The sequence below is a fragment of the Mammaliicoccus sciuri genome, assembly GCF_025561425.1.
Taxonomy (GTDB): Bacteria; Bacillota; Bacilli; order Staphylococcales; family Staphylococcaceae; genus Mammaliicoccus; species Mammaliicoccus sciuri_A.
Genome location: NZ_CP094824.1, coordinates 2,414,191 through 2,439,812 on the forward strand (window position 1 = coordinate 2,414,191; position 25,622 = coordinate 2,439,812).

The 25,622-nt window shown below is 32.3% G+C and carries 28 protein-coding genes and 1 pseudogene; 11 read left to right on the top strand and 18 right to left on the bottom strand.

The window, feature by feature from the left end:
- Nucleotides 1-21 precede the first annotated feature (21 nt).
- From MUA60_RS12640 to MUA60_RS12665, 6 genes are all read right to left on the bottom strand, one after another.
- Entirely contained in the window at nt 22-561 is a 540-nt protein-coding gene (locus tag MUA60_RS12640) for a helicase-related protein (protein ID WP_262648479.1), read from the bottom strand.
- Nucleotides 561-1,424, bottom strand: coding sequence for an IS3 family transposase (locus MUA60_RS12645; protein WP_103361549.1), 864 nt, complete (start codon nt 1,422-1,424; stop codon nt 561-563). The genes MUA60_RS12640 and MUA60_RS12645 overlap by 1 nt, the downstream gene beginning before the upstream one ends.
- Nucleotides 1,388-1,939, bottom strand: a complete 552-nt coding sequence (locus MUA60_RS12650; protein ID WP_025907016.1) for a helix-turn-helix domain-containing protein — start codon at nt 1,937-1,939, stop codon at nt 1,388-1,390. The genes MUA60_RS12645 and MUA60_RS12650 overlap by 37 nt, the downstream gene beginning before the upstream one ends.
- Nucleotides 1,936-2,775, bottom strand: coding sequence for a DEAD/DEAH box helicase family protein (locus MUA60_RS12655; protein WP_262648480.1), 840 nt, complete (start codon nt 2,773-2,775; stop codon nt 1,936-1,938). Before MUA60_RS12655 ends, MUA60_RS12650 begins: the two co-directional genes overlap by 4 nt.
- 55 nt (nt 2,776-2,830) lie before the next feature.
- Nucleotides 2,831-3,697 carry a fatty acid kinase binding subunit FakB1 gene (gene fakB1, locus MUA60_RS12660; RefSeq protein ID WP_262648481.1) on the bottom strand — a complete coding sequence of 289 codons (867 nt, stop codon included), beginning with the start codon at nt 3,695-3,697 and terminating at the stop codon, nt 2,831-2,833.
- 73 nt (nt 3,698-3,770) lie between these two features.
- Nucleotides 3,771-4,286, bottom strand: coding sequence for a hypothetical protein (locus tag MUA60_RS12665; RefSeq protein WP_262648482.1), 516 nt, complete (start codon nt 4,284-4,286; stop codon nt 3,771-3,773).
- Nucleotides 4,287-4,366: 80 nt separating this feature from the next.
- Here MUA60_RS12665 and MUA60_RS12670 point away from each other — a divergent pair, with 80 nt between their 5' ends.
- Nucleotides 4,367-5,017, top strand: coding sequence for a YigZ family protein (locus MUA60_RS12670; protein ID WP_262648483.1), 651 nt, complete (start codon nt 4,367-4,369; stop codon nt 5,015-5,017).
- Between the two features lie 6 nt (nt 5,018-5,023).
- Here the strand turns inward: MUA60_RS12670 and MUA60_RS12675 are convergent, their stop codons facing one another.
- Entirely contained in the window at nt 5,024-6,079 is a 1,056-nt protein-coding gene (locus MUA60_RS12675) for a glycosyltransferase family 4 protein (protein ID WP_243559679.1), read from the bottom strand.
- Between the two features lie 256 nt (nt 6,080-6,335).
- Here MUA60_RS12675 and gdpS point away from each other — a divergent pair, with 256 nt between their 5' ends.
- From gdpS to pepT, 4 genes are all read left to right on the top strand, one after another.
- Complete coding sequence (gdpS, locus tag MUA60_RS12680) at nt 6,336-7,406, top strand: GGDEF domain-containing protein GdpS (protein ID WP_262648484.1); 1,071 nt, start codon at nt 6,336-6,338, stop codon at nt 7,404-7,406.
- 98 nt (nt 7,407-7,504) lie between these two features.
- A complete protein-coding gene (locus MUA60_RS12685; protein WP_037588735.1) occupies nt 7,505-8,272 on the top strand; it encodes a threonine/serine exporter family protein in 768 nt (255 codons plus the stop codon).
- A 13-nt stretch (nt 8,273-8,285) separates the two neighbouring features.
- Nucleotides 8,286-8,750 (top strand): threonine/serine exporter family protein, encoded by a 465-nt coding sequence (locus MUA60_RS12690; protein ID WP_025905428.1) that lies wholly within the window; start codon nt 8,286-8,288, stop codon nt 8,748-8,750.
- A gap of 36 nt (nt 8,751-8,786) precedes the next feature.
- Nucleotides 8,787-10,013: a peptidase T gene (gene pepT / locus MUA60_RS12695; RefSeq protein WP_262648485.1), complete on the top strand. Its 1,227-nt coding sequence runs from the start codon at nt 8,787-8,789 to the stop codon at nt 10,011-10,013.
- Between the two features lie 49 nt (nt 10,014-10,062).
- On the opposite strand, the gene MUA60_RS12700 is transcribed toward pepT, so the two are convergent.
- Nucleotides 10,063-11,184 (bottom strand): glycerate kinase, encoded by a 1,122-nt coding sequence (locus MUA60_RS12700; protein WP_262648486.1) that lies wholly within the window; start codon nt 11,182-11,184, stop codon nt 10,063-10,065.
- Nucleotides 11,185-11,284: 100 nt separating this feature from the next.
- Complete coding sequence (gene ytxJ / locus MUA60_RS12705) at nt 11,285-11,605, bottom strand: bacillithiol system redox-active protein YtxJ (protein WP_025905425.1); 321 nt, start codon at nt 11,603-11,605, stop codon at nt 11,285-11,287.
- A 176-nt stretch (nt 11,606-11,781) separates the two neighbouring features.
- Between ytxJ and MUA60_RS12710 the strand changes: the two genes are divergently transcribed.
- Nucleotides 11,782-12,015, top strand: a complete 234-nt coding sequence (locus MUA60_RS12710; RefSeq protein WP_262648488.1) for a hypothetical protein — start codon at nt 11,782-11,784, stop codon at nt 12,013-12,015.
- Between the two features lie 43 nt (nt 12,016-12,058).
- On the opposite strand, the gene MUA60_RS12715 is transcribed toward MUA60_RS12710, so the two are convergent.
- Together MUA60_RS12715 and MUA60_RS12720 are read right to left on the bottom strand one after the other, a co-directional pair.
- Entirely contained in the window at nt 12,059-12,946 is an 888-nt protein-coding gene (locus tag MUA60_RS12715) for an EMYY motif lipoprotein (RefSeq protein WP_262648490.1), read from the bottom strand.
- Nucleotides 12,947-13,138: 192 nt separating this feature from the next.
- Nucleotides 13,139-13,510: an IS30 family transposase gene (locus tag MUA60_RS12720; protein ID WP_262648491.1), complete on the bottom strand. Its 372-nt coding sequence runs from the start codon at nt 13,508-13,510 to the stop codon at nt 13,139-13,141.
- Between the two features lie 88 nt (nt 13,511-13,598).
- On the opposite strand from MUA60_RS12720, the pseudogene MUA60_RS12725 reads away from it, so the two are divergent.
- Nucleotides 13,599-14,351, top strand: a pseudogene (locus tag MUA60_RS12725) (IS30 family transposase); the annotation flags it as partial.
- A 131-nt stretch (nt 14,352-14,482) separates the two neighbouring features.
- Here MUA60_RS12725 and MUA60_RS12730 read toward each other — a convergent pair.
- From MUA60_RS12730 to MUA60_RS12740, 3 genes are all read right to left on the bottom strand, one after another.
- Entirely contained in the window at nt 14,483-15,577 is a 1,095-nt protein-coding gene (locus MUA60_RS12730; RefSeq protein ID WP_262647968.1) for an IS30 family transposase, read from the bottom strand.
- Nucleotides 15,578-15,650: 73 nt separating this feature from the next.
- Nucleotides 15,651-16,652 (bottom strand): helix-turn-helix domain-containing protein, encoded by a 1,002-nt coding sequence (locus MUA60_RS12735; RefSeq protein WP_262648494.1) that lies wholly within the window; start codon nt 16,650-16,652, stop codon nt 15,651-15,653.
- Nucleotides 16,653-16,756: 104 nt separating this feature from the next.
- On the bottom strand, nt 16,757-16,960 hold the full coding sequence (locus MUA60_RS12740) for a hypothetical protein (protein ID WP_262648495.1): 204 nt from the start codon (nt 16,958-16,960) through the stop codon (nt 16,757-16,759).
- Nucleotides 16,961-17,447: 487 nt separating this feature from the next.
- On the opposite strand from MUA60_RS12740, the gene MUA60_RS12745 reads away from it, so the two are divergent.
- Nucleotides 17,448-18,227 (top strand): CHAP domain-containing protein, encoded by a 780-nt coding sequence (locus MUA60_RS12745; RefSeq protein WP_262648496.1) that lies wholly within the window; start codon nt 17,448-17,450, stop codon nt 18,225-18,227.
- Nucleotides 18,228-18,273: 46 nt separating this feature from the next.
- Here the strand turns inward: MUA60_RS12745 and nhaC are convergent, their stop codons facing one another.
- Nucleotides 18,274-19,674: a Na+/H+ antiporter NhaC gene (nhaC, locus tag MUA60_RS12750; protein WP_262648497.1), complete on the bottom strand. Its 1,401-nt coding sequence runs from the start codon at nt 19,672-19,674 to the stop codon at nt 18,274-18,276.
- 380 nt (nt 19,675-20,054) lie between these two features.
- Here nhaC and MUA60_RS12755 point away from each other — a divergent pair, with 380 nt between their 5' ends.
- From MUA60_RS12755 to MUA60_RS12765, 3 genes are all read left to right on the top strand, one after another.
- Entirely contained in the window at nt 20,055-20,615 is a 561-nt protein-coding gene (locus MUA60_RS12755; RefSeq protein ID WP_262648499.1) for a CHAP domain-containing protein, read from the top strand.
- A gap of 379 nt (nt 20,616-20,994) precedes the next feature.
- Nucleotides 20,995-21,279, top strand: a complete 285-nt coding sequence (locus tag MUA60_RS12760) for a DUF4870 domain-containing protein (protein ID WP_262648500.1) — start codon at nt 20,995-20,997, stop codon at nt 21,277-21,279.
- 231 nt (nt 21,280-21,510) lie between these two features.
- Nucleotides 21,511-22,803 carry a cation:dicarboxylate symporter family transporter gene (locus MUA60_RS12765; protein ID WP_262650627.1) on the top strand — a complete coding sequence of 431 codons (1,293 nt, stop codon included), beginning with the start codon at nt 21,511-21,513 and terminating at the stop codon, nt 22,801-22,803.
- A gap of 42 nt (nt 22,804-22,845) precedes the next feature.
- Here the strand turns inward: MUA60_RS12765 and gmpC are convergent, their stop codons facing one another.
- The 3 genes from gmpC to MUA60_RS12780 are packed head-to-tail and all read right to left on the bottom strand — an operon-like array spanning nt 22,846 to nt 25,394.
- Nucleotides 22,846-23,688, bottom strand: coding sequence for a dipeptide ABC transporter glycylmethionine-binding lipoprotein (gene gmpC, locus MUA60_RS12770; protein ID WP_262648502.1), 843 nt, complete (start codon nt 23,686-23,688; stop codon nt 22,846-22,848).
- 27 nt (nt 23,689-23,715) lie between these two features.
- Nucleotides 23,716-24,375, bottom strand: coding sequence for a methionine ABC transporter permease (locus MUA60_RS12775; protein ID WP_025906863.1), 660 nt, complete (start codon nt 24,373-24,375; stop codon nt 23,716-23,718).
- Nucleotides 24,375-25,394 (bottom strand): methionine ABC transporter ATP-binding protein, encoded by a 1,020-nt coding sequence (locus tag MUA60_RS12780; protein WP_262648503.1) that lies wholly within the window; start codon nt 25,392-25,394, stop codon nt 24,375-24,377. The genes MUA60_RS12775 and MUA60_RS12780 overlap by 1 nt, the downstream gene beginning before the upstream one ends.
- Between the last annotated feature and the right edge of the window lie 228 nt (nt 25,395-25,622).

The window sequence follows — 25,622 nt, forward strand, 5'->3', positions numbered from 1 at the left end:
TTTGACAAATTATGCACCTCTTCAAATTAACCATCCTTTCTCTCGTGCTAAATCATTCATTTCAATAATTTCACGTTTCGCCTGTATCATATTTCGTGTGATACCTTCGTGATAACACAATACCTTGCCAGTTGGACAAGATAATTTTCGACCAACACGACCTGCAATTTGAATGATGGCACTACTTGTAAACTTTTCTGTATGCACGATGACGATATCTAATTTTTCTAACGTAACGCCTCTTTCTAATATTGTCGTCGTAAACATAATGTCTATTTCATCATTTCTTAAACGCGTCACCTTTTCATGCCTCATTGCATCTTGACTGGATACATAATCAATTTTTGAAAAGTAACCTTGGAATACTTTAAATATTTGTTCCATATATTGAATATTATGATAGAAGACAAATGTCTTTCTATTTTGTTCTATTTGAGATTTAAGAAACGCAAGTAACTTCTGATTGAGTTTATTTTCTTTAATGTTATTAAATTGAAATTCTGGAACTGGTAATGGATGTTTATGATATCGGTAGTGACCCCCAAAAGTTAGAGTTTCCATTATGCTATTAATTGGCTGGATTGAGTTCGGTATTGTACTGGACTTCGTCCAGCCAATTTTAATTTCAAACGTTCATTGTTATACCAATAGATGTAATCCTCAATTCTTCTTTTTAATGTTTCATAGTTAACAAGTTCTTCTCCATGATACATTTCCTGCTTCATGATGCCAAAGAAATTCTCCATAGAAGCATTATCCGCACACGTCGCTTTACGTGACATACTTTGATAAATCCTTTGTTCCGATAATCTTCTAATCCATGCATTATGCTGATAATGCCAACCTTGATCAGAATGTATCGTCGTACGATATGGAGCTTCATGCTTAATGATTGTAACTGCTTTATCCAATGATTGAAGTACTAAGTCTAATGTTGGTCTTCTGGATATACCATAAGAAATGATTTCCCCATTGTATAAATCCATAATAGGGCTGAGATATAATTTTTGTTCTTCAGCACATTTAAATTCAGTGATATCTGTCACTAATTTTTGAAGTCGAATAGATGTATGGAATCTACGATTCAAGCGATTTTCAGCCACTTTACCAACTGTACCTTTGTATGATTGATAGCGTGATTTACGTGTGAATTTTTGACATTTTAATCCTAGTTCTCGCATAATTCGTTGTACTTTCTTATGGTTAATGAGATAACCTTGATTTCTCAAAGCTAAATATATACGACGATAGCCGTATTTACCGTTGTGTTTTTGAAAAAGTTCAATGATCTTTTTCTTCCAACCTTTATCTAAATCTTCCTTTTGTAATTGTTTGGCATGGTAATGATAGGTTGCTTCTGGTATACCAACCTTTACTAAGATATCTTTTAATTTGAATCCTTCTTCTTTGAGTTCGAATGCCACTGCTGCTTGTGCTTTTCTAGAAAGGCACTCGGATTCTCTCGAAAAGCGTTCAACTTTTTTAAATAAGCATTCTCTAATCGAAGATTTTCATTTTCTAGCTCTAACTCTTTTTCTCGTGATAGGTTTTGATTAGATTTCTTCTGTTTCTTCTTTTTCATGGGAGGTCGTCCTTTCGGCTTTTCGAGTCCTTCCACACCTTCTTTGTCATATATCTTTTTCCATCGCACAATAATAGATGGGGTATTTAGGCCAAATTTAATCGCTGTATCTTGGAAGGAATCGCCTGTTCTTTTCATATAGTTTAATACATTTATTTTGAATGTAACAGAATAAACTGTCTTTTTCTGTTTCTTTTTAATGCCATCTACACCGAATGATTGAAAGGCTTTTACCCATGTTCGTATAATAATTTTATCAGGTATATTATATTTTTTAGCTAATTTTCGATAACCATAATGGCCATCTAGATAATCTCTTACAACTTTCAACTTAAATTCATCACTATATTTTGTCATATTAAAACACCCCCTAAAGTTAGTTTTTTTACTCTAACTTTAGGGGTGCAGTACCATCTTGCGGGGAGTTTAATTATTTGATTGTGATTAAATATAGAAAGGAGTTGCTTGTTAGGCGTTGCTGTTAAATAAATATGACTAGATTGTCCTGAAGAAGCTTTTCGAATGGTATGCATCAGTTGATTATCCATTTCTAACGGAAATGCATCTACTTCATCAACGATAACCACATCAAAATGTCCATCATAGCGTATAAGTTGATGAACGGTCGATACGACAAACGCACTGTTAAACTGAGCGAATTGTCCTTCATACATTAAATCAATGTGTTCATCTTTAAATGCGTTTATCAACCTTAAATAAACTTCTTTTACGACATCTACTCTTGGTGATACAACTGCAACATTCATACCGTTTTTTCGGGCTTGCGACATACCTTCAAATATCATTTCTGTTTTACCTGCACCTGTCACAGCATGGAGTAATAAATGATCTTGCTTTAAAATAGCGTCTTTAATTTTAGAGGATGCGAGTTGTTGCTGTTCACTCAATTCAAAATCCAATTGATAATGACATTTTGATGCTTCATGCAAACTCTCAATGACATAAATGTCTTTACAACTTTGAACTTTACCAAGTGCAATACAGTATCTGCAATAGGTTGTAATGTGCTCGCAATGGTGGCAAAAATACTGATAAAACAATGTTTGATCTTTGTTACCACACTGATTACAAATATATTTACCTTGAACTAAAGACACGCCAGGTTTAGTATATTTAACTCTTTCAGTCGTTATATCATTTAAATCTCGGCATATACGTCCGTATAATTTCATACTAACCTCCATAAAAAAAGCACAAAAAGCCTCGGCTTTTTGTGCTGTAGTTATATTATATACTTAAATCTAATTCGGTCGTTGTGAATCCTAAACCTAATGAACCTTCTCCTAAATGCGTCCCAATTACTGGTCCAAAATAACTCATAATAATTTGTGCATCAGGGAATTGTTCTTCAACTTGCGCTTTCCAAGAAAGTGCGGTCTCTTTATCATTTCCTTCAATAATAACAATAGATAAGTTTTTATAACCTTCAACTTCTTTAGCTAATTGTTCTTCAATACGTTTCATTGCTCTTTTCTTTGTTCTCACTTTATCGTAAGGGACAATTTTTGTATCAACGAAGTGTAACAATGGTTTCACTTGTAACATCGTGCCGACTAATGCTTGTGCACTATTTAAGCGGCCACCTTTTTTCAAGTTATTTAAATCATCTACTATGAAATATGCATTTGTATTTTGTTTCATATTCTCTAATTGTTCTAGAATGTTATCAATAACTGTCATACCTTGTTCGATAAGTTGAGCTGCTTTTAGAGCATAGAAGCCTTGTACTGAACAAGAGATTTCAGAATCAAATGCGTGTACGTTTATACCTTCTACCATATCGTTTAACGTCACAGCTGATTGATATGTACCACTTATACCACTTGATAAGTGAACTGCAATCACATCTGTATATCCTTCGTCTCTCAAACTCTCAAGTAATTCCACATATTGACCCATAGCTGGTTGAGATGTTGTCGGTAATTGTTTTTCATTTCTCATTCTTTTATAGAAATCTTCTGTACTTATCTCTGACAATTCTTTATAAACTTCATCATTAAATATAACATTAAGCGCAATTGTTCTAATATTATATTTATCTATATAAGCTTGATCTAAATATGCTGTTGAATCTGTTATAACAGCAATCTTCATAAAGTTATCCTCCTTGATTCTCTTCCATACTCATCATATCTAATTCTTGGTTATTTGAAAAGAAGTTTATAAACTAAATTGCTGCCTGTGCCATTTTTGAAAATTTATATGTGCCGTCCTTTTTAACAAGCGTCACAACTTCGTTAAATGTTTTTTTCTCATCTTTACTTCCATTCTTAGGATGAGCTGTTGTTTCCACATTATAGAATACAACCACTTGATCTTTTTTCTGTTCTAAAAACTTAATATTGGATATTTTTTTATCGAATTTATAACTTTTAAGTGTATCTTTCAACACTTTTTCTTCCTCTTTAACGTCTAGTTGTTTTGAATCTGTGTCGATTGTTTTAATGTAAGCTTCTACATCACCATCATTTAAAGACTTTCTATTTTTTTCAATAGCTTCTTTGACTGCTTTTTCAGTATCTTTATTTACTTGAATCGTATCTTTCGGATTTCCTTTTTCATCTAATAGAACACCTTGACTATCATCTGCTTTGTCAGTCGTTTGCTTTTCTTCTTCTTTTGACCCACAAGCAGCTAACACGATAGACAACACTAAGCACAACATCAATAATTTATTCTTCAATTCATACAATCCTTTCCCGACTATTATCAATAGTATATAATAATCGTAACAGATTACGATGTAAAGGGAGAAGTATTAACATGGCAGAAGGACTAATTACAATCAAATCAGCACATGAAACTGAAATTGTCATTAATAAATCGAGATTTATCGCGAGTATTCATCCTGCAGAAACTGAAGATGAAGCGAAAGCATTCATACAACAAAAGAAAAAAGAACATCATGATGCAACACATAATTGCTCTAGCTATGTTATCGGTCCTACAATGCTTATTCAAAAAGCAAATGATGATGGTGAACCATCAGGAACAGCAGGCGTGCCTATGTTAGAAGTATTAAAAAAACAACAACTTCATAATGTTGTTGTTGTCGTTACAAGATATTTTGGTGGTATTAAATTAGGTGCAGGTGGATTAATACGTGCATATGGAAGTGCAGTCAGCCAAGTTATTAAAGAAGTTGGCAGAATTATTTTATTAGATGCAATACCGTTTGAAGTAACATTAGACTATGATCAAACAGGACGCTTCGAGCATGAGTTACAACAAACTGATTATCAACTAGTAGATACTGCATATACAGACAAAGTAACCTATACTATACATGTGATAGCATCAGAAGAAGAACCATTTATCGATTTCCTAAACGAAGTCAACCAAGGTAAGTACGAATTAAACAGACAAGATATCATCGCACTACCATTTCCATATAATAAAGAAGAAGAACGCTAATCGACATTAGCGTTCTTTTTTGTACTTTGTTCTTGTTAATAAGTTTAATATTGGTCTGTAATTTGCATTTACGAGTCCTGTAAATTCTACGATTAATTCTATTGTTATTAGTATCATTATAAACATCATTAATACGCCGTATGGTGGTGATAAATAAAGGATGACACTTGATATGCTGAATAATATGGCAATCATATAAATTAATATGACGGTTTGCCTATGTGTATAGCCTAAATCTAATAATCTATGGTGTAAATGCGATTTATCTGCTTGAACGATAGATTGACGATTATGTAGTCTACGTATTACTGCAAATAACATATCGATAAATGGTACTGCTAGTATAACCATTGGGAAGAATAGCGATATTAATGTAATGTTCTTAAATCCTAATAGTGATAACACACCGATTATATAACCTAATAGTAATGCCCCACTGTCACCTAAGAATATTTTAGCAGGATGTGAGTTAAATACTAAGAATCCTAATAATGATCCTATTAACACACTACATATCATCATGATAAATATGTTCTGCTGTAATATTGCGATAAATCCTATTGTTACTAAAGCGATACATGATATGCCTGAAGCTAAGCCATCTAAACCGTCTATTAAATTGATTGCATTCATTACTGCAACAACCCAGAATATTGTCATTGGAATACTAAAGATTCCAAATTCAATTACAACACCAAATGGTAATGTAATAAAATCTAATGTGACGTGGTTAAAAACGACGATTAAAGATACAGCAATTTGACCTGCTAATTTAACAAGTGGTTTCATATCATATAAATCATCCACTAAACCTATAAGATAGATGACAATCGCACCTAGTATAATAGGAATTGTTTCATGTTCTACTGGTTTCCCCCACCATAATCCGATGAGAAAAGATATTAAAATGACTGAGCCACCTAATACTGATACGGGTTTAGTATGAACTTTTCTAACGTTTGGCATATCAACAGCACCAATTTTAATAGAAAGAACGATAACTAAAGGTGTTAGTATTAAACTTACAATCATGGTTAGTAATATTAGTTGTAAAGTAAACATTGAGTCACCTTCATTTTGTAGTTGCACCGAATTTAATTAAAACATTACTTCTAGAATATCAAAATTTCATTCTACATGCTATAAAAACAATAGTATACCACATTTATGAAATCAAATATTTTTACGTATAAATTAGCTTTAATAGCAAACATGTGAAAAAAGAAACTTTTTTAACAAAATAACCTGTTATACCGTGACAAAAGCAATCTAATAGATTACAATATCATATGGCTTACTAAATGAAGGATGGTGTTAAATGATACAAGCAATTATATTCAATATATCTGTAACTATTGCAGCATTTTATCTATACCATCGAATACAATATAGCGAAACGAGAACTGTGACTTTTTCACAAAATTATATCACCCTCTTAATGACGGGTGTTTCAATATTATTAATATCTAATCCTATACAGTATCATGACTATGCATTCTCTTTAAGTTTTATACCTATTCTCTTCCTAGGAAGATTTACTAATTTATTTTATTCTGTTTTAAGTGCCGTAGTTATTGTACTATTTGACATATTTGTAATGGGTACACCTTTTTTAGAAGATATCCATTTACTAATTATTGCAATTGTTGTTGGGATGATAGGTCCTTTTCTTAAACAAAGTGATTTCGTGAGTATTCAATTATTGTATTTAATCAGCATTATGATTATTGCGATAACACTTATCTTTTTAAATCCTGATTCATGGCTCAATGAATGGTTGTTTCTTGTGCCAGTTTCCTTTATCCTAAGTATTATTAGTGCAAGTGTTTATAGAGACATTTGGATCTTGAAAAATTTAATTTCAAGATATGAAAATGAAGAATCCGTTGATTACTTAACAGGTTTAGGAAATGTTAAAGAGTTCGATCGTTATTTAAATAAGACGACTGAACAAATAACTGAACAAGACCAATCTATGGCATTATTATTGATTGATATTGATGGATTTAAAGACGTGAACGATGCGTATTCTCATAAGGCTGGAGACGCGGTCTTAAAACAAATGTCGCAATTGTTAATCAACTATTTACCTAAAGATGTTAAAGCTTTTCGTAACGGCGGAGAAGAATTTTCAATTATTCTTGTTGGCGAAACATTAGATAGTGCTATCAAATTAGCAGAAAGCATTAGAGATAGCGTTCAACAATCTACTTTCCACTTACCTAACAAAGAAACAATTAAACTATCTGTTTCAATTGGTGTAGGCTATTTAAGTGAGCAAGATAACAAATCTAAACGTCGCGTATTTAAAGATGCGGATGATATGTTACATGAAGCCAAATTACAAGGTCAGAACAAAGTAATGTTCAATCCAATTATTAAGTTATAAACTGAACATAGAATTGCCTCTAGCAATTCTATGTTTTTTGTTGAATTGTTTTTAATTTGATTATTTACATAAAATTCAATACGAAACTGGAGGTTACTATGGAAGAGATACAAGACTTCACGATTATAGATGAAAATAAAATCATTGATGTTGTCATGACTGCCGGTCGCATACTTTTAGAAAGTGGCGCAGAAACATATCGCGTTGAAGATACAATGGCAAGAATCGCTACAAGTTATGGTTTAGAAAATACACATAGCTTTGTAACATCTACTGCGATTATATTCTCGCTTAATGACAGAACAAATACACGTCTGATTAGAATAGATGAACGTACGACCGATTTAGAGAAAATTTCTTTAACGAATCAAATATCACGTAAGATAGCTAACAATGAACTCACGATTGATGAAGCTAAATCAGAGCTGATCCATTTACATCATGCTTCATTACAATTTCCATTTTGGTTAAAAGTATTAGCTGCAGCGATAGCATCAGCCTGTTTCTTACCTATGTTTGGTGGTAAACAAGCTGAAGTCATCCCTTCATTCATTGCGGGTGGTGTTGGATATTTAACGATGTCCCTCGTCCATAACACAATTAGAATTAAATTCTTCACAGAATTTATTAGTTCACTAATTATTGCTACAATCGCAACCATTAGTGTGAATTTCTTTATTGGCGTGAATTTAAGCTTAATTACAATCGCGTCTGTTATGCCACTTGTACCAGGTGTTTTGATTACAAATGCAATCAGAGACTTAATGGCAGGACAGTTGCTTGCAGGTATATCTAAAGGTGTAGAAGCGGCACTTACGGCATTTGCTATTGGTGCTGGTGTTGCAATCGTATTATTACTTAGTTAAGGAGGTGCTTTAAATGTTAGATTATATATATCAAATTTTGTTAAGTTTTACCGCAACGTTATTTTTCTCTGTCATTTTTAATGCACCTAAGAGACTATTAATAGCATGTGGTATTGTTGGTGCGATGGGCTGGATGATTTATACCATTTCGTTAGACTTTGGCATCGATAAAGTACAAGCATCATTCTATGGTAGCTTTGCCTTAGCGTTAATGAGTCATATTATGAGTCGTTATTACAAGCGTCCAATGATTATCTTTATAGTTGCCGGTATTATCCCTCTTGTTCCTGGAGGCTTAGCATATGATGCAACTAAAAACTTAGTTATCAACAATTATGATGTTGCCATTAATACAACACTACAAGCGACACTTATTTCTGGTGCGATCGCGTTTGGTATTTTATGTTCTGAAATCATTTTTCAAATCTATGTCAGAGCAAAGCATTCTTTTGCTTCTAAGAAACAAAAAAGCGTATAATAAATAACGTAAATAGATGTAAAGGGAGCGAGCAATTTGAAACAACGTCTAATTGATCGATTAACAAGATATGTAAAAGTAGATACACAAGCTGATGCAACAAGTGAAAGTACACCATCTACTGAAAAGCAATGGGATTTAATCCGTATGCTCGAAGCAGAAATTAAAGCATTAAATCTTGAAGTTGACGTAGACGATAAAGGGTATTTAATGGCCACTTTACCGTCAAATACAGAAAAGGATGTACCTACTATAGGGTTACTAGCGCATATTGATACGTCTCCAGATTACCATGCATCAAATGTTAATCCTGTTATTGTAGAGCAATATAACGGAGAAGATATTACACTTGGTAATACTGACAAAGTATTAAGCACGAAGACTTTCCCACAACTTGAAAAAGTGATTGGTCATACATTGATGACAACAGACGGTACAACTTTACTAGGCGCTGATGATAAAGCTGGTGTCGTTGAGATTATGGAAGCGATCATTTACTTATTAGAACATCCTGAAATTAAACACGGCAAGATTAGATTCAGCTTTACACCAGATGAAGAAATTGGTAGAGGTCCACATCATTTTGATGTTGAACGATTTAACGCTGATTTTGCTTATACTTTAGATGGTAGCTTAGAAGGCGAATTACAATACGAAAGCTTTAATGCCGCTTCTGCAGTCGTTGAAGTTAACGGTGTAAACGTACATCCAGGTTCTGCTAAAGATGTAATGGTTAACGCTAATACTTTAGCAATGGCATTTAATGATCAATTGCCAAGTGATGAAGTACCTGAACATACTGAAGGCTATGAGGGCTTCTATCACTTATCTGACATGTCAGGTACTGTCGAGAAAGCAACGCTACAATATATTATTCGCGATCATGATAAAGCACAGTTCGAACGTAGAAAAAATCATTTATTAGATATCGCAAAAGTATTAAATCATAAATATGATCAAGAATTGATTACTGTAACAATCAAAGATCAATATTACAATATGGGTGAAAAAATCAAGCCACAACCTGAACTTGTAAACATACCTGAGAAAGTTATTAAATCATTAGGTATGACACCTATTATTGAACCTATTAGAGGTGGTACAGACGGTTCACAACTCTCATTCATGGGATTACCAACACCTAATTTATTTACAGGTGGCGCAAACTTCCACGGTCCGTTTGAGTATGCTTCCATTGATGTTATGGAAAAAGCAGTCCATACGATAGTCGGTATCGTATCAGAATTTGAACAACAGTCTTAAAACAATATATAAGAGCCTGAGACAACTACAGTGTCTCAGGCTCTTATTTTTATATATTAGCTCTTAATAATCTTAGTGATTGTGTTGTTAAATGTCTTAAAGCTATACCTAATTCTAAATCACTCATTGAATATTGATCTTTATTAAATACTTTATACATTGCTGTTACATCTTGTTCTAAGTATTGATCAAACTTTTCATCTGTTGCGCATATCGCAATATTGACTTTTTGATATTTGTTACAAAGTTCAGCAATTCTAACAGACGTCGTCTCTAACAATTGTTGATTAGGTTTCAAACCTTCACCGAATACAATTAAGTCAGCTTGTTCAATCAGCTTATCTAAATAAGTAAGTTCATTCACAACATCTCCACCTGTAACAAGTTGTGCGTCCCATATACTATTAAACAAGGCAGCTAAGCCACTTCCTGCCCCACCGCGTTCTTCTTTACCTAATAAGATTTTATGTTGGCTCTTAAATAGTTCACTTATATACCATAAAGCATTATCGATTGAGACAGCATCTTCAATAGCAATTTGATTGATTGCTTGCTCTTTCATGATACGACTATTCTTACCATAATACTTCGATTCAAAGTCTGTTATCACTTTGATATTTTTATCTTTTAACCTTTTATCTAAATCATATAAATCAATTGTTCTTATATATTTAATCCACTTAGCACCTTTGCTAACATCTATAAAACTACCTTCAGGATCAAAGAATTTAGCACCTAATGCTTGTAACATACCAAGTCCACCGTCGTAGCTTGCAACATCACCGACTGAAATTAGCATCTCTTTGCTGTCTTCATTCAGCGCTTCTAAAATCACTTCTCCTAGTCCAAATGATGAAGTTTCAAGTGGTTTAATAATATCCTCACTTGACGTTAAGACTTTACCCGCTTCTATAACGATGATATCTTTCTCTGTTACAACATATGAAGACGACTTAGGTCTCATATATGCGTCATGATGATCCACTGAATATTTAGTGCCAGATTGCCATAATAATACTGAATCTATAACTTCTCTTTGACCATTAAATAATGGGACTTGTACTATATCTGCTTCATTAAATTGAGACTTTATTGCTTCTTCGACAAATCGATTTGCATGGTAACTAGATAAAATACTATCAAACTCATCCATCGCAACTAATACTCTCATAATTTTCACCTCATGCTTTTTATCTTAATTCATTATACTGTTTTTTACTTCAATTAACAAAAAACAAACAGTCCAATCAGACTGTTTGCATATGTTTCACTTACTCTTCTGCTTTCGATAAACTTGCGACTGTGATATTTTCATGATCTGCATCCCATTCAGCGTTACCATTAACAAAGTAAAATGCTTGTGGGGATTCATGTTTGATTCCAGTTTTATCAGCTATATAATCAGACAATTCTCTTTCTTCTTGAACAATTAAGTAATAACCATCCATATCTCTTTCATATAAGAATTTGTTAAATTGATCATATGCACTTGCTGAAATAGGACAAGTACTGCTATGTTTCATAACAAATACGTTTGGATTATCATTGAGTACTTTTTCAAATTGATCGATGGAAGTTAATTTCACGACCATTTTAATTCACCTCTATCATAATTTAACCAATACAATTGAACACTATATCATTTATCCATTTATATGGCAAATTCTATTTTTAATAATTATCTTTATTATCTTTACCCGTAATCTATAATATTAACCACAAGACAATTTTGGTATACTTGTTAATATATATTAAGGAGGTGCGAAATTTGTCCAAAAATACTTCACCCGTACTTATTAAAAGATGGGGTATGATTGATACGATCAATGCATGTTTACTTATTATTTCTGTCTTATTTTTATTTGATTTTAAAAACCAACCTGCATTATCGTATATTCTTGTAATAGCATTTTCTATATGGTTCATTTCACTTATAGGTAAAAATATATATTTATCAAAGCGCAACAAAGAAAAACCTAAAGATCCAATTGATAAGCAATAAAATAAAACACACCGATTACATAAAACAATGTATTTGGTGTGGTTTACTTATCTAATCTTTCTATCGCTTTGTTGTATTTTTCATCTTTACCTAAGTAACTAAATTGAGAACTTACGCCATTTTGGATTTGAACTTTTTGAAGTTTATCTTCAATAAGAATACCTTTTTTACGTTCTTTATAGTAATTAATTAAAGTATAGTACACTTCAATTTGAGCTTGTCTCATTTGATTAACACGTTTAGATGAAATATTCGTTTGATTTAGCGATTTAATGTTTTTAGAAAATAGTGGGATAATATCTTTCTCAATATAGTCCGCTCTATCTTGCACATTTTGAGTATCATTTAAATATTTAGCTTTCGTACTTAATTCTTCACTATTCTTATCAATAACAGAAACAAGTGCATCATAATCCTCTTTATCTTCAGGATTATTTTTAGCTAATTTAGCATTCTTCTCTGCATCTGATTTATTCTGTTCAAATACATCTGTATAATCTAATATTTTCTCATTAGATTGGATGGATTGTTTAAATAATGAAATGTACTCATTTAATTCTTCTAACGTTTTTTCTTTCTTTGCTATATTACTCATATAAATATTATGAGCATCTTGAACCTCATTTGTGCTTACATTTATATATTGAGCTTGTTTACTAAGATCTTTAACTTCAGGTATAATTTGCTTTTCGAGTTTATCTTGAAGTTCATTCAATTCTTTACGTTTTTCAACTGTTACTTCCGTACCAATAAGTTGATCTAACTGATTTAATCTTAATTTATCTATATCTTTAAGAATCGAATTCTCTTTTTTATAAATAGGTTTCATTTCCCTTTTATACTTTTGAAGATCTGAATGTAATTCGTTACCACAAGCTGCAATAATTAAAACAAGAACAAATATCATTAAATAAAACAATTTAATTTTCATCATTGCACCCCTGTTTCACTTGTATTATACATAATTTCATGGATAATGAAAATGTTATATAGCGAGGATTTCAAGTTTAAGTTAGCCACCTATAATGACTGAGGTGTACACAAGGGTTAACCGTATTCGAACCTGTTGAGGATTGATTGGTTTTAATCAATTAATACTCAACAGGTAACCAAAGCTAAGACTTTAGCTTTGGAAAGATTCATACAGATTGAGGTGCTTTAAACTTTCTGCCATATTATGATGAGCTGTGTTGTAATTTAAAGTCTTTCTAGGATAGTCATTCATATATTGTTGTATGGCTTTTATGAAGCGTTTTTGAACATTGGATAAATCATGTGCTTTTGGAATAAAACGACGAATCATTTTATGTTGGTTTTCACTTGTCCCACGTTCATATGATGAGAATGGATGTGTGAAGTATATTTCTATCATATGGCCAAATTCTTCATACAGCGATGCAAATTCTGAACCATTGTCAGATGTGATAGATTTGAAGATTTTTGGTGCTTTTTCGCCTAAGGAGTCAAATAAGTTTTTGGTGGATTTTATAATCAACTTAGCCACCTTTAGACAAAAAAACGCCACGTGAATTTCATGTTATTATTGAGGCTACCAGACCAAATCAATAAAGGAATGAATTCACATGACACATACTTATTCTAACATGACAAACCATAAAGGAACACACTTAAGTTATGAAGAACGTGTTCAAATAGAAACACTTAAAAATTTAGGTTTTTCAAATCGTGCAATCGCGCGTGAATTAGGACGTGCACCTCAAACAATCAATAACGAAATTCATCGAGGAACAACACGTCAAATTAAACGACAAAAACAGCAACATAAAGTCTATGAATATGAGACGCAAATTTATTTTTCTTCACTAGGTCAACAACGTTATCGACAAAACAGACAACAATGTGGTGCTCAGCCCTTATGGAAGAAGAACCCATTATTTATTCCATGGGCAGATCACCTCATGAAAAAGAAACGCTGGTCACCTGAAGCAGTCGTGGCATATGCTCACAAGGAACAATGTTTTGAAAGAGAAAAAATCCCTTCAACAACGACAGTATATGCTTGGATAGATCAACAAATCATGGAAACTAAGAATATTGATCTACTAGAAAAATTAAAAAGACGTCATTCTACTCAGAATAGCTACCATAATCATCCACACAGTCGAGTGCTCGGTCCAAGTATTGAGACACGTTCTAGTGAAATTGAATCACGTCAGTCTTTTGGTCACTGGGAAATAGATACCGTAATAGGAACTAAAGACAAGTCAAAGCCAGTTATCTTAACACTTGTTGAGAGACAAACGCGTTTTGAAATACTAGAAATAATAGAGAGTAAAAGTGCTGATGCAGTGTCTCACGCATTGAAAAACTTATTTGCGAGGATTTCAAGTTTAAGTTAGCCACCTATAATGACTGAGGTGTACACAAGGGTTAACCGTATTCGAACCTGTTGAGGATTGATTGGTTTTAATCAATTAATACTCAACAGGTAACCAAAGCTAAGACTTTAGCTTTGGAAAGATTCATACAGATTGAGGTGCTTTAAACTTTCTGCCATATTATGATGAGCTGTGTTGTAATTTAAAGTCTTTCTAGGATAGTCATTCATATATTGTTGTATGGCTTTTATGAAGCGTTTTTGAACATTGGATAAATCATGTGCTTTTGGAATAAAACGACGAATCATTTTATGTTGGTTTTCACTTGTCCCACGTTCATATGATGAGAATGGATGTGTGAAGTATATTTCTATCATATGGCCAAATTCTTCATACAGCGATGCAAATTCTGAACCATTGTCAGATGTGATAGATTTGAAGATTTTTGGTGCTTTTTCGCCTAAGGAGTCAAATAAGTTTTTCAATGCGTGAGACACTGCATCAGCACTTTTACTCTCTATTATTTCTAGTATTTCAAAACGCGTTTGTCTCTCAACAAGTGTTAAGATAACTGGCTTTGACTTGTCTTTAGTTCCTATTACGGTATCTATTTCCCAGTGACCAAAAGACTGACGTGATTCAATTTCACTAGAACGTGTCTCAATACTTGGACCGAGCACTCGACTGTGTGGATGATTATGGTAGCTATTCTGAGTAGAATGACGTCTTTTTAATTTTTCTAGTAGATCAATATTCTTAGTTTCCATGATTTGTTGATCTATCCAAGCATATACTGTCGTTGTTGAAGGGATTTTTTCTCTTTCAAAACATTGTTCCTTGTGAGCATATGCCACGACTGCTTCAGGTGACCAGCGTTTCTTTTTCATGAGGTGATCTGCCCATGGAATAAATAATGGGTTCTTCTTCCATAAGGGCTGAGCACCACATTGTTGTCTGTTTTGTCGATAACGTTGTTGACCTAGTGAAGAAAAATAAATTTGCGTCTCATATTCATAGACTTTATGTTGCTGTTTTTGTCGTTTAATTTGACGTGTTGTTCCTCGATGAATTTCGTTATTGATTGTTTGAGGTGCACGTCCTAATTCACGCGCGATTGCACGATTTGAAAAACCTAAATTTTTAAGTGTTTCTATTTGAACACGTTCTTCATAACTTAAGTGTGTTCCTTTATGGTTTGTCATGTTAGAATAAGTATGTGTCATGTGAATTCATTCCTTTATTGATTTGGTCTGGTAGCCTCAATAATAACATGAAATTCACGTGGCGTTTTTTTGTCTAAAGGTGGCTAAGTTGATTATAAAATCCACCAATATGATTATATTGATAATATGTCATATTTAAATAGAAATGAAACTGCCGTTGTCCATAATAGTATGTACAATCGATCAAATAATTTAATAGTCGCTTAAACTTATCTTCAAACACTTCTAAATTTTCATTTCTAGACAAATTTAATTCAAACGAAATCTCAAATTGATGCTCTAACGAGAAAGAAAACATTTGATGCATCAATCTATTACTTTCAAAATTCGAATCGTTTAAAAGTTCATTAATTAAGTGATGCGAAAACAATAAACCGTATTGCCCAATTTCTCTTCTCATCGTTAATAACTTTAATTGCTGAAAATTATTAGTTAGTGTTTCGATGTTTCTGATATATATTAATAAATTTGATGTTGGGAGCTTTGATGTTAATTGAGCATCTAAATGAATATCTAAACTAATATAATCTGCAACATTATTTGTTAAATCTTTAAGTCGATGAGCTATCTTATTTAAATTTCCAATAAGGTTCGTCCTTTTATTATTAAATGGGTAAAACTGATCATTTGTAAGTTGCTTTCGATATTTTGCAGGCGTTATATGATACTTATCTCTAAAACTCGCTATAAAATTTGATTCATACGCAAAACCATTATCCCCTGCAATTTGTGTAATAGATTTCTTTGAATAGATCAAGTCAAATATCGCATATGATAAACGAATACTTTTTCTAAGTTCTCTATATTTCATATCCGTTATTTCTTCTAGATTTTCTGAAAACCATCTCACTGATAAAATACAATTCGTCGCAACTTCAGCTATATATAATTTCTCTTTATAATGGTCATGCATATAATTGATTGCTTTATGTATATCGTTGTTTAAATAATAATCATGATCTTCATCTACAATTCTATATAATCGTAATGTCATCATTAATTGCTTGATTGTATTAAACACATTTGTATTCATGTCATTTTTATATTTAATGTAATTGGCGAGTACCTTATTCATATAATACTTAAGAACACTGGTATCAAGTTTATCTACATCAATATAGTACTTTTTCTCAAATTGAAAGAAATAATCAAGTTCACATCTAGATAAATACAAGCAGGCTATAACAGTATCTTCATTGGAATAAATACGATAATGTTCCAAATCATTAATGATAACAATATCATTTGTTTGATAAATTTCTTTTTTCCATTGATATAAATCTTACTACTTCCTTCTATTACAAATAGTAGTAATAACCCCATATTAAAATCAGATTGAATATTTAAAGGTTGATAAATTTTTAAATTACTATCATATAACATGTCAAACAGCTCAATTCCTTATGAAACATCTTTATTTACTTTTCATGATAATTATAATTCAACAAATATTACTAAAAATACTTTATTCTTGACTTTTTATTATGAAATTTTGTACTTATTTTAATCCTTCAGATGCAATATTCTTTTGTTTATTCGATATAATTTTTCGTATTATTATCCAAAGTCAATTATTTTATTATGTCTTAAATATTACAAACGTGTAACAAAGAATCGTGTTCAATACCTAAAAATGCTTAAAAACATTGATATTATAACGTTCTTTATTCAGTGTAAAATGTTCGGAATTATTACATGAAATCTTTAGATATTTAAATTAAATTACAAAGCTTTAACATTCAACACAAACTAAACTATTTCTGATAAAGTAGGTTTTGTTGATTAACAGCGAAGAAAAAACTTATTAGAAAAAAAACATAAAACATATACGAAAAATTATTTTTAAATTATCTAGGAGGATTTATTTATTATGAAGAAAATCGCAACAGCAGCAATCGCAACAGCAGGAATCGCAACATTTATGGCACATGACGCAGATGCAGCAGAAAATACACAAGGATATAATCCAAACGATCCATATTCTTATTCTTACAGTTACACAATTGACCAACAAGGTAACTACCACTACACTTGGGAAGGTAACTGGAATCCATCATCTCATTACGGTTACCAAGCTCAACAACAAGTAGCAACTAACACTGCTTCTTCAAATAACGAAGCAGCTTCAAATACAAATTATTCACAACCAGCATTCAATGCTGCACCAAATGGTGGTGGTTTAGGAGATTCTCATAACACATCTTCAAACCAAAACAATGTTCGTGTAACAACTACACAAGCACCATCAACTAGCAACCATACAGCAACTACATCAAACTCAAGTTCAAATGTAAGCACTACAACTACATCAACTTCTCGCCCATCAACTGGCGGAGGAGCTAACTTATACACTGTAGGACAATGTACTTACTATGCATTCAGCAAACGTCCTGACTTAGGTAGCACTTGGGGAAATGCTAATAACTGGGCTAACGCAGCAGCACAATCTGGTTACACAGTAAATAACAACCCATCTGCAGGTTCAATATTACAAACTACAGCTGGTGGATACGGTCACGTAGCTTACGTTGATAAAGTAAACTCTGACGGTTCTATCCAAGTTTCTGAAATGAACTACCAAGGTGTTGGTATTGTTTCAACTCGTACAATCTCAGCTTCAGCAGCTAGTTCTTACAACTACATTCACTAAGGTGAATATAAATAAAAAAGAGCAATCGCTATGATTGCTCTTTTTTTTATGCATTTGTTTTTACTTTTTTGATACCGATTCCTGTTATACCATAAAATGCTGCAAAGAACACACATAGATAACATGGAACAGCCCACCAGAAGAAATCTCCTAATGAAACATGTAATAAATCACGATAGTATATACCAGATGTTCCCCAAGGGATAAATGGTAACACCATTGTTCCACAATCTTCTAGCGTTCTTGATAAGTTTACACGATCTAAATTACGTTCATTATACATGTCCATTAACAATACACCTATCATAATAATCACGACAGATGCAACACCAGCAGCAAACACAAGAATTAAACTTCCCGCTATCGTAACTAATATCAGATGTGAATCTTTAGAAACTTTACTAGATATTGTCGTTAAAATAACTTTTAAACTGCCAGATGCTTCTACAATACCCGCAAATGCATAACCACAAAAAATCGTTACAACAATTTGAGTCATACTCATAATGCCACCACGCTGTAACAGTTCTACCATTGAACTTGACACATCACTTTCAGATAACCCTGTCATATTAATATTGAAACCTTGCATTGTTACATTAAATGCATCTACTATTTCAAATCCATTATTGAACACACCTACAAATATTGCGACTAAACTGGATAATAACATCATCGGCACAGTTGGTTTTCCTATACTAATACCTAAGACGATAACAATGACTGGTACCCATACCCAAAAGTTTAAATTAAAAGCTGTTTCAATATTACTTAGCAGTTCATTTATTCTTTTGCTTTCTACATCTTTAGCATCAAATTGTAAGCCTGCTATAAACCATACAATAAGCCCAATAATTGATGCAGGTATTGTCGTCCACATCATATGTTGAATATGTTTAAAGATATTTACTTTCGTTACTAATGCAGCTAAATTTGTCGTATCAGAAAGTGGTGACATTTTATCTCCAAACACACCACCTGCTATTACAACACCTGCAACCATACCTATTGGAATATTCATCTCCTTCGCAATCGCCATTAACGCTATACCAGCAGTTCCTACTGATCCCCACGCAGTACCTGTTGCGACAGATGTAACGGCTGTTATGAAAAATGCAGTCACTAAAAAGTATGTCGGATTGATCGTTTCTAAACCATAATAAATTAAAGCAGGTACAGTGCCTGAATACATCCATGTACCAATTAAAATTCCGACTGCAAATATTATGTATATAGCTGGCATTGCAGTTGCTATCCTCTTTGTAATACCATCTTGTAAGTCTTCCCAAGTTAAGCCTACTCTAATGGCTATAAAGCTCGCATAAACCGCTGCAATAATTAATAAAGGCTGAATTGGATAATGTAAAATCCCAAAACCAATCAATACGACTAGCCCCATAAATAAAATCGTAGAAATTGCTTCAAATAAAGTTGGTAATCTCTTCATATAATGCCCCCTTCAATATACTTAGATAACTAACCATATTATTTGATATATGAAAAAAGTAGTCGCAAATAATTTGCTAACTACTCTTTTTCAGTGTTTTAATCCTTAACATAAATATTACAAACAAATGACATTAATTTTCTAAAAATTCACCGTAAAACCTTATATTATAGGTATATTTTCTATATTACTGTTTGTCATAATTGGTCAAAAATATTACTAAAATATTGTATCTGATTATGATTAAGTAACAACTGTATGAAAACACACACACACATAAAAACTTCTGTTAAAGTATTATTTGTCGTCGGAAAACGACACAAACAAAACTAAAATTTAAATTTAAAAACATATACGAAATTTACGGAGGATTATTTATAATGAAAAAATTAACAGCATTCGCAGTATTATCTACGGGATTAGCAACAACAATAATTGGAAATGGTGAAGCTTCAGCAGACACTTTCAATAACGCTCAAGCTCCAGTTCAAAACCAAACTCAAACTCAAAACTTTAACTATACTAATAACTATAGCCAAAATTACAACACTTCAAACATGAGTCAATCATTTACATCATCAGTAACACAAACTGCAACTCAAACTACAAGTTCATCAGCTAACTTATACACTGCTGGACAATGTACTTATTATGTATTTGATAAAAGACAAGCAGCTGGAGAACCAATTAGCTCAACTTGGGGAAATGCTAACCAATGGGCAGCAAACGCAGCAGCAGATGGTTACACTGTAAATAACACACCTAAAAAAGGTTCAATCTTACAATCAACAGCTGGTGCTTACGGTCACGTAGCATACGTTGAAAATGTAAACTCTGACGGTAGCGTTGAAGTTTCTGAAATGAACTACCAAGGTGTAGGTGTCGTATCAACTCGTACTATCTCAGCTTCAGAAGCTGGTTCTTACAACTACATTCACTAAGATTAATTGAATATCATGTATAAGGGAGCGGGACAGAAATCTAATTTGTATAAAAAGATTTCGTAGTCCCGCCCCGGCAAGGATGACTAGAGTTGAAAAAAGCTTGGTACAAGCGTATTTCGGGTTCAGTCATCTACTGCCAAGATACTATAAGAGGCTAAGACATTACATTATGTCGCGGCCTCTTTTTATTTATAAAATAATTAATTTATATTATTGATTGGCGGCATCGGTAAAAAAATGTATACTTGAATTAAGTTAGGAGGGATTATACATGAGTGAAAACGAACAAAATCCATTTCAATAAACTTCAACACATTCAACATATGAAGACGTATCACAACACATTGATACAACTGATGATGATAGATTATTCGGTATGCTTATATACTTAACAAGTTTCTTTGCTTCATTCTTTGCGCCACTTATCATTTGGTTAATTAAAAGAGAGAACTCTCCATTCGTTGATAGAATCGGTAAAGATTATTTAAACTTCTTTATTTCATATACGATTTGGGGATTCGTTGCTACCCTATTATGTTTAATATTAGTAGGCTTTATTTTATTAGCTATTTTAGCTTTTGTCTTTACGGTTATTGGTGCTATCAAAGCATACAATGGAGAAACTTATTTACCACCATTATCAATACGTATGATCAAATAACACTTTCAATTTTTGGAAGTGTTATTATTCTTTTTTATAGTAAAACTGATTAAATACTAAAATTAAATTTCGTGATAGAATGACGTATACTCTTATAATCTTAAGAGTGACGTATTTTATAAATCCCCTTTTTAAACGTTATTTGTGCAGTTCCATTTTTATGGAAAGGCATAATTTTTTTGTACTTTATCACTACAGTGCTTTAAAGGAGGAGTTTTTTTGGATCAAAAAATAAAAAAACCGAGAAGAAGATATATAAGCTTACCGACACAAATATTAATCGCTTTAGTATTAGGTGTTTTGGTAGGATACTTTTTACATGGACAAGACCATTTAATTAAATTCATTCGACCTATTGGAGATATCTTTTTAAACCTTATTAAAATGATTGTTATTCCAATTGTATTCTGTTCATTAGCATTATCAATCTCAAACCTAGGTGATATGCATACTGTTGGTAGATATGGTTGGAAAACAATTTTATACTTTGAAATCATCACGACAATTGCAATTGGGTTGGGCATTATATTCGGAAACTTATTCAAACCTGGATTAGGTATAGACGCAAACAAATTACCTAAAGGTGATATTTCTAAATATGAACAAACTGCTGATGCTGCAGAAAAATCTACTTATGGTAACCATATGATAGATACTATAGTTAGCATTATACCTACAAATATATTTGAAGCTTTAACAGCTGGAGAATTATTACCTAATATATTCTTTGCAGTATTCTTCGGATTAGCAATCGCTGCTGTAGGTGAAAAAGGTCAGCCAGTTAAAGATGTATTAAGCGGAACATTAGAAGCAGTATTCTGGATGATACATAGAATATTACGATTAGCGCCATACGGTGTATTTGCTTTTATCTGTGTAACGATTATGACATTTGGATTATCTGCTTTAATTCCATTAGTTAAGTTATTAGCTGTAGTTGTAGGAGCAATGGTATTCTTTATTATTGTTGTATTAGGGATTGTCGCAAAAATTTGTGGTATCAGTGTATTCTCTATTATTCGCATATTAAAAGACGACTTATTGTTAGCGTTCTCAACTTCAAGTTCAGAAACGGTTCTACCATCAGTAATGGAAAAAATGGAAAAGTTCGGTGCACCAAAAGATGTTGTTTCATTTGTTGTACCAACAGGATATACATTTAATCTTGATGGATCAGCTTTATACCAATCAATCGCAGCATTATTTGTTGCTCAGATGTATGGTGTTCATTTAACACTCGTTGAACAGTTAATATTAATGTTTACATTAATGATTACATCTAAAGGTATGGCAGCTGTACCTGGTACTTCTATAGTTGTTCTTATTACAACATTAGGGTCTAAGGGATTAAATCCAGAAGGACTTGCATTAATTATCGGTATAGACAGACTATTAGATATGACTAGAACATGTGTCAATGTTGTAGGTAACGCACTATCAACAGTTGTTATCTCTAAATGGGAAAACAAATATGACCATGAAAAAGGTCAAGAATATTTAAAAACATTGAAAAAAGCATCATAAAAAAGATTCGGCTAAGGGGAGCCGAATCTTTTTTATTTTAATTTATTTGAGTGAATCCACAATTTCTTTAATTTCATCTTGTTTTAAATCAACAACAATTTCTCCATCTTTCGTATCTTCTTTTAAAGCATCTTTAGCTTCTTCTGAATGATATAATTCCGCAATTTTCTTGTATGTTTTATTATCTTTGTCTTTCGTATTTGCTGCAATAAAGTTGATATAAGGTTTAGCTGCATTAGCATCTGGATTTTCTAAGAAAATAGGGTCTTTTTTAGGGTTTAATCCTGCTTTTGAAGCTACACCATTATTAATAACAGCAATATCCACTTCATCTAATGCTCTCGCTGTTTGTTGAGCATCTACAGCTTTGATATTTAAATTCTTTTTATTTTCAACTATGTCTTTAGGTCCACCACTTATACCGAAGTTCTTATCTAATTTAATGTAACCTGCTTTTTCTAATAATTTTAACGCTCTTGCTTGGTTTGAAACATCATTTGGAATTACGACTTTAGCACCATTTTTTAAATCTTTAACATCTTTTAATTCTTTAGAATATATACCTAATGGCGCAAAAACTGTCGTTCTAATTGGAGTAATCTCTGTTCCTTTATTTGCTTTCTTAAATTGATCTAAAAATGCAAAATGTTGGAAGGCATTTAAATCAATATCTCCATCTGATAAAGCTTTATTTGGAACATTGTAGTCTGAAAACTGTTTGATTTCAACTTCAATACCATCTTTTTTAGCTAATTCTTTAACTTTGTCCCAAACTGCTGTGTCATTTGATGCGATACCAATTGTTACTTTCTTGTCGTCTTTCTTATCTCCACATGCTGCGAGTAATAATACTAATGCTACTAATAATGTTAAGACTTTCTTCATTTAAATTGCTCCTTTATATTAAAATATTTAACTTCTACGTACTAATCTAGATAAGACATTACCTAGAGATTGAATAACTTGTACCATAATAACAAGTATAATAACGGTGATAACGATGACGATTGTATCAAATCTTTGATAGCCGTATGCAAGTGCTAAGTCACCTATTCCGCCGCCACCAACTGCACCGGCCATTGCAGTAGCACCAATTAAACCAATAATTGAAGTCGTTAATGCTAAGATTAATGATCCTAGTGCTTCTGGTAATAAGAAATATCTAATAATTTGAATGGGTGAAGCACCCATTGAATGTGCAGCTTCAATAACACCAGAATTAACTTCTAATAATGAGTTCTCTACTAATCTTGCTATGTAAGGTGCAACATAAACAGTCAATGGTACAATTGCTGCAGATGTACCTATTGAAGTACCTACAATTAATTTCGTAAAAGGTACAATCGCAATTAATAATATAATGAAAGGTAAAGATCTGAATATATTAATAATTGGGTTAAGTAAATAATAAATGATGACATTTTCCCATATACCGTTTTTTCTAGTAATCACTAACAAAATGCCTAATGGAATACCAATTAATGCACCTAATACAAGTGACACAGTTACCATGTATAAAGTTTGATATATAGAATCTAACAATAGTGAAGAATCTAATGATGATCCGAACATTATGCACCAACCTCCTCAAATTCTATATTTAATGAATCTAAATGGGCAAAGCTTCTTCTAATTGCACTGTCGTCACCATTCAAACGTAACGTTAAGTATCCTACTGGTGTGCCTTGAATATCTGACATTGAAGCAAACAAGACATTTATTTGAACTTGATATTTTGTAATTAAGTCATTAATGATGGATTGTGTCACTTTCTCTCCATCTATGTATAATTTAATGTCTGTTGCATGATGATCAGTTGGTATTAACTTTCTTAAATTATCTGATATATCTGTTGTAATAACTGTAGATACAAAATTCTTGGCTGTAGCTGTTTTAGGGTGACTAAAGACATCTAATACCGGTCCAATTTCGATTACTCTACCATTTTCCATCACTGCGACTTTGTTACAAATCTTCTGTATCACACTCATTTCATGTGTAATCAGTAAAATTGTGACTCCAAATTCTTCATTGACATTTTTTAATAATTTCAATATAGAATCTGTCGTTGCCGGGTCAAGTGCACTTGTTGCTTCGTCACATAATAATATTTTAGGATCTGTCACGAGTGCTCGTGCAATAGCCACTCTTTGTTTTTGTCCTCCAGATAGTTCATTAGGATATTGCTTCCCTTTATCCTCTAGACCAACAAACTTTAATAGTTCATCTACTTTGGCTTTAATTTTTTCTTTACTTGTACCTTGCAAAATAAGCGGCATCGCAACATTATTAAATACAGTCTTAGAATTTAATAAATTGAAATGTTGGAATATCATACCGATATTCTTCTTAACACTTTGTAATTCTTTCTTTGAATATTGATTGATGTCATGGCCATTAACAATGACCTCTCCCGTTGTTTTCTCTTCCAAAGCATTAACAAGTCTTATTAACGTACTTTTTCCTGCACCACTATATCCAATTACGCCAAAAATATCTTGCTCTTCTACTTTAAAACTGACATCTTTTAAAGCTTGGATTTCAGAATTCTTTTGCTGGAAAATTTTATTTACATTTTTAAATTCAATCATCGTATTTATCCTTTCCGAATTCTTATTAATATGATAAGAATTATACGGGTGTTTCCATTTATCGTCAATACTTATAATCAAATTTTTCTAAATATTCATTTATCTGGATTGTATTTTTCCTCTTTAATGATTGATTAACATTTTCTTAATGTATTTTTATTAATGTAAGCGCTACCAATAAATTATTGACAACTTTGTGAACATCAAATAAAATGAAAATTAAGATGT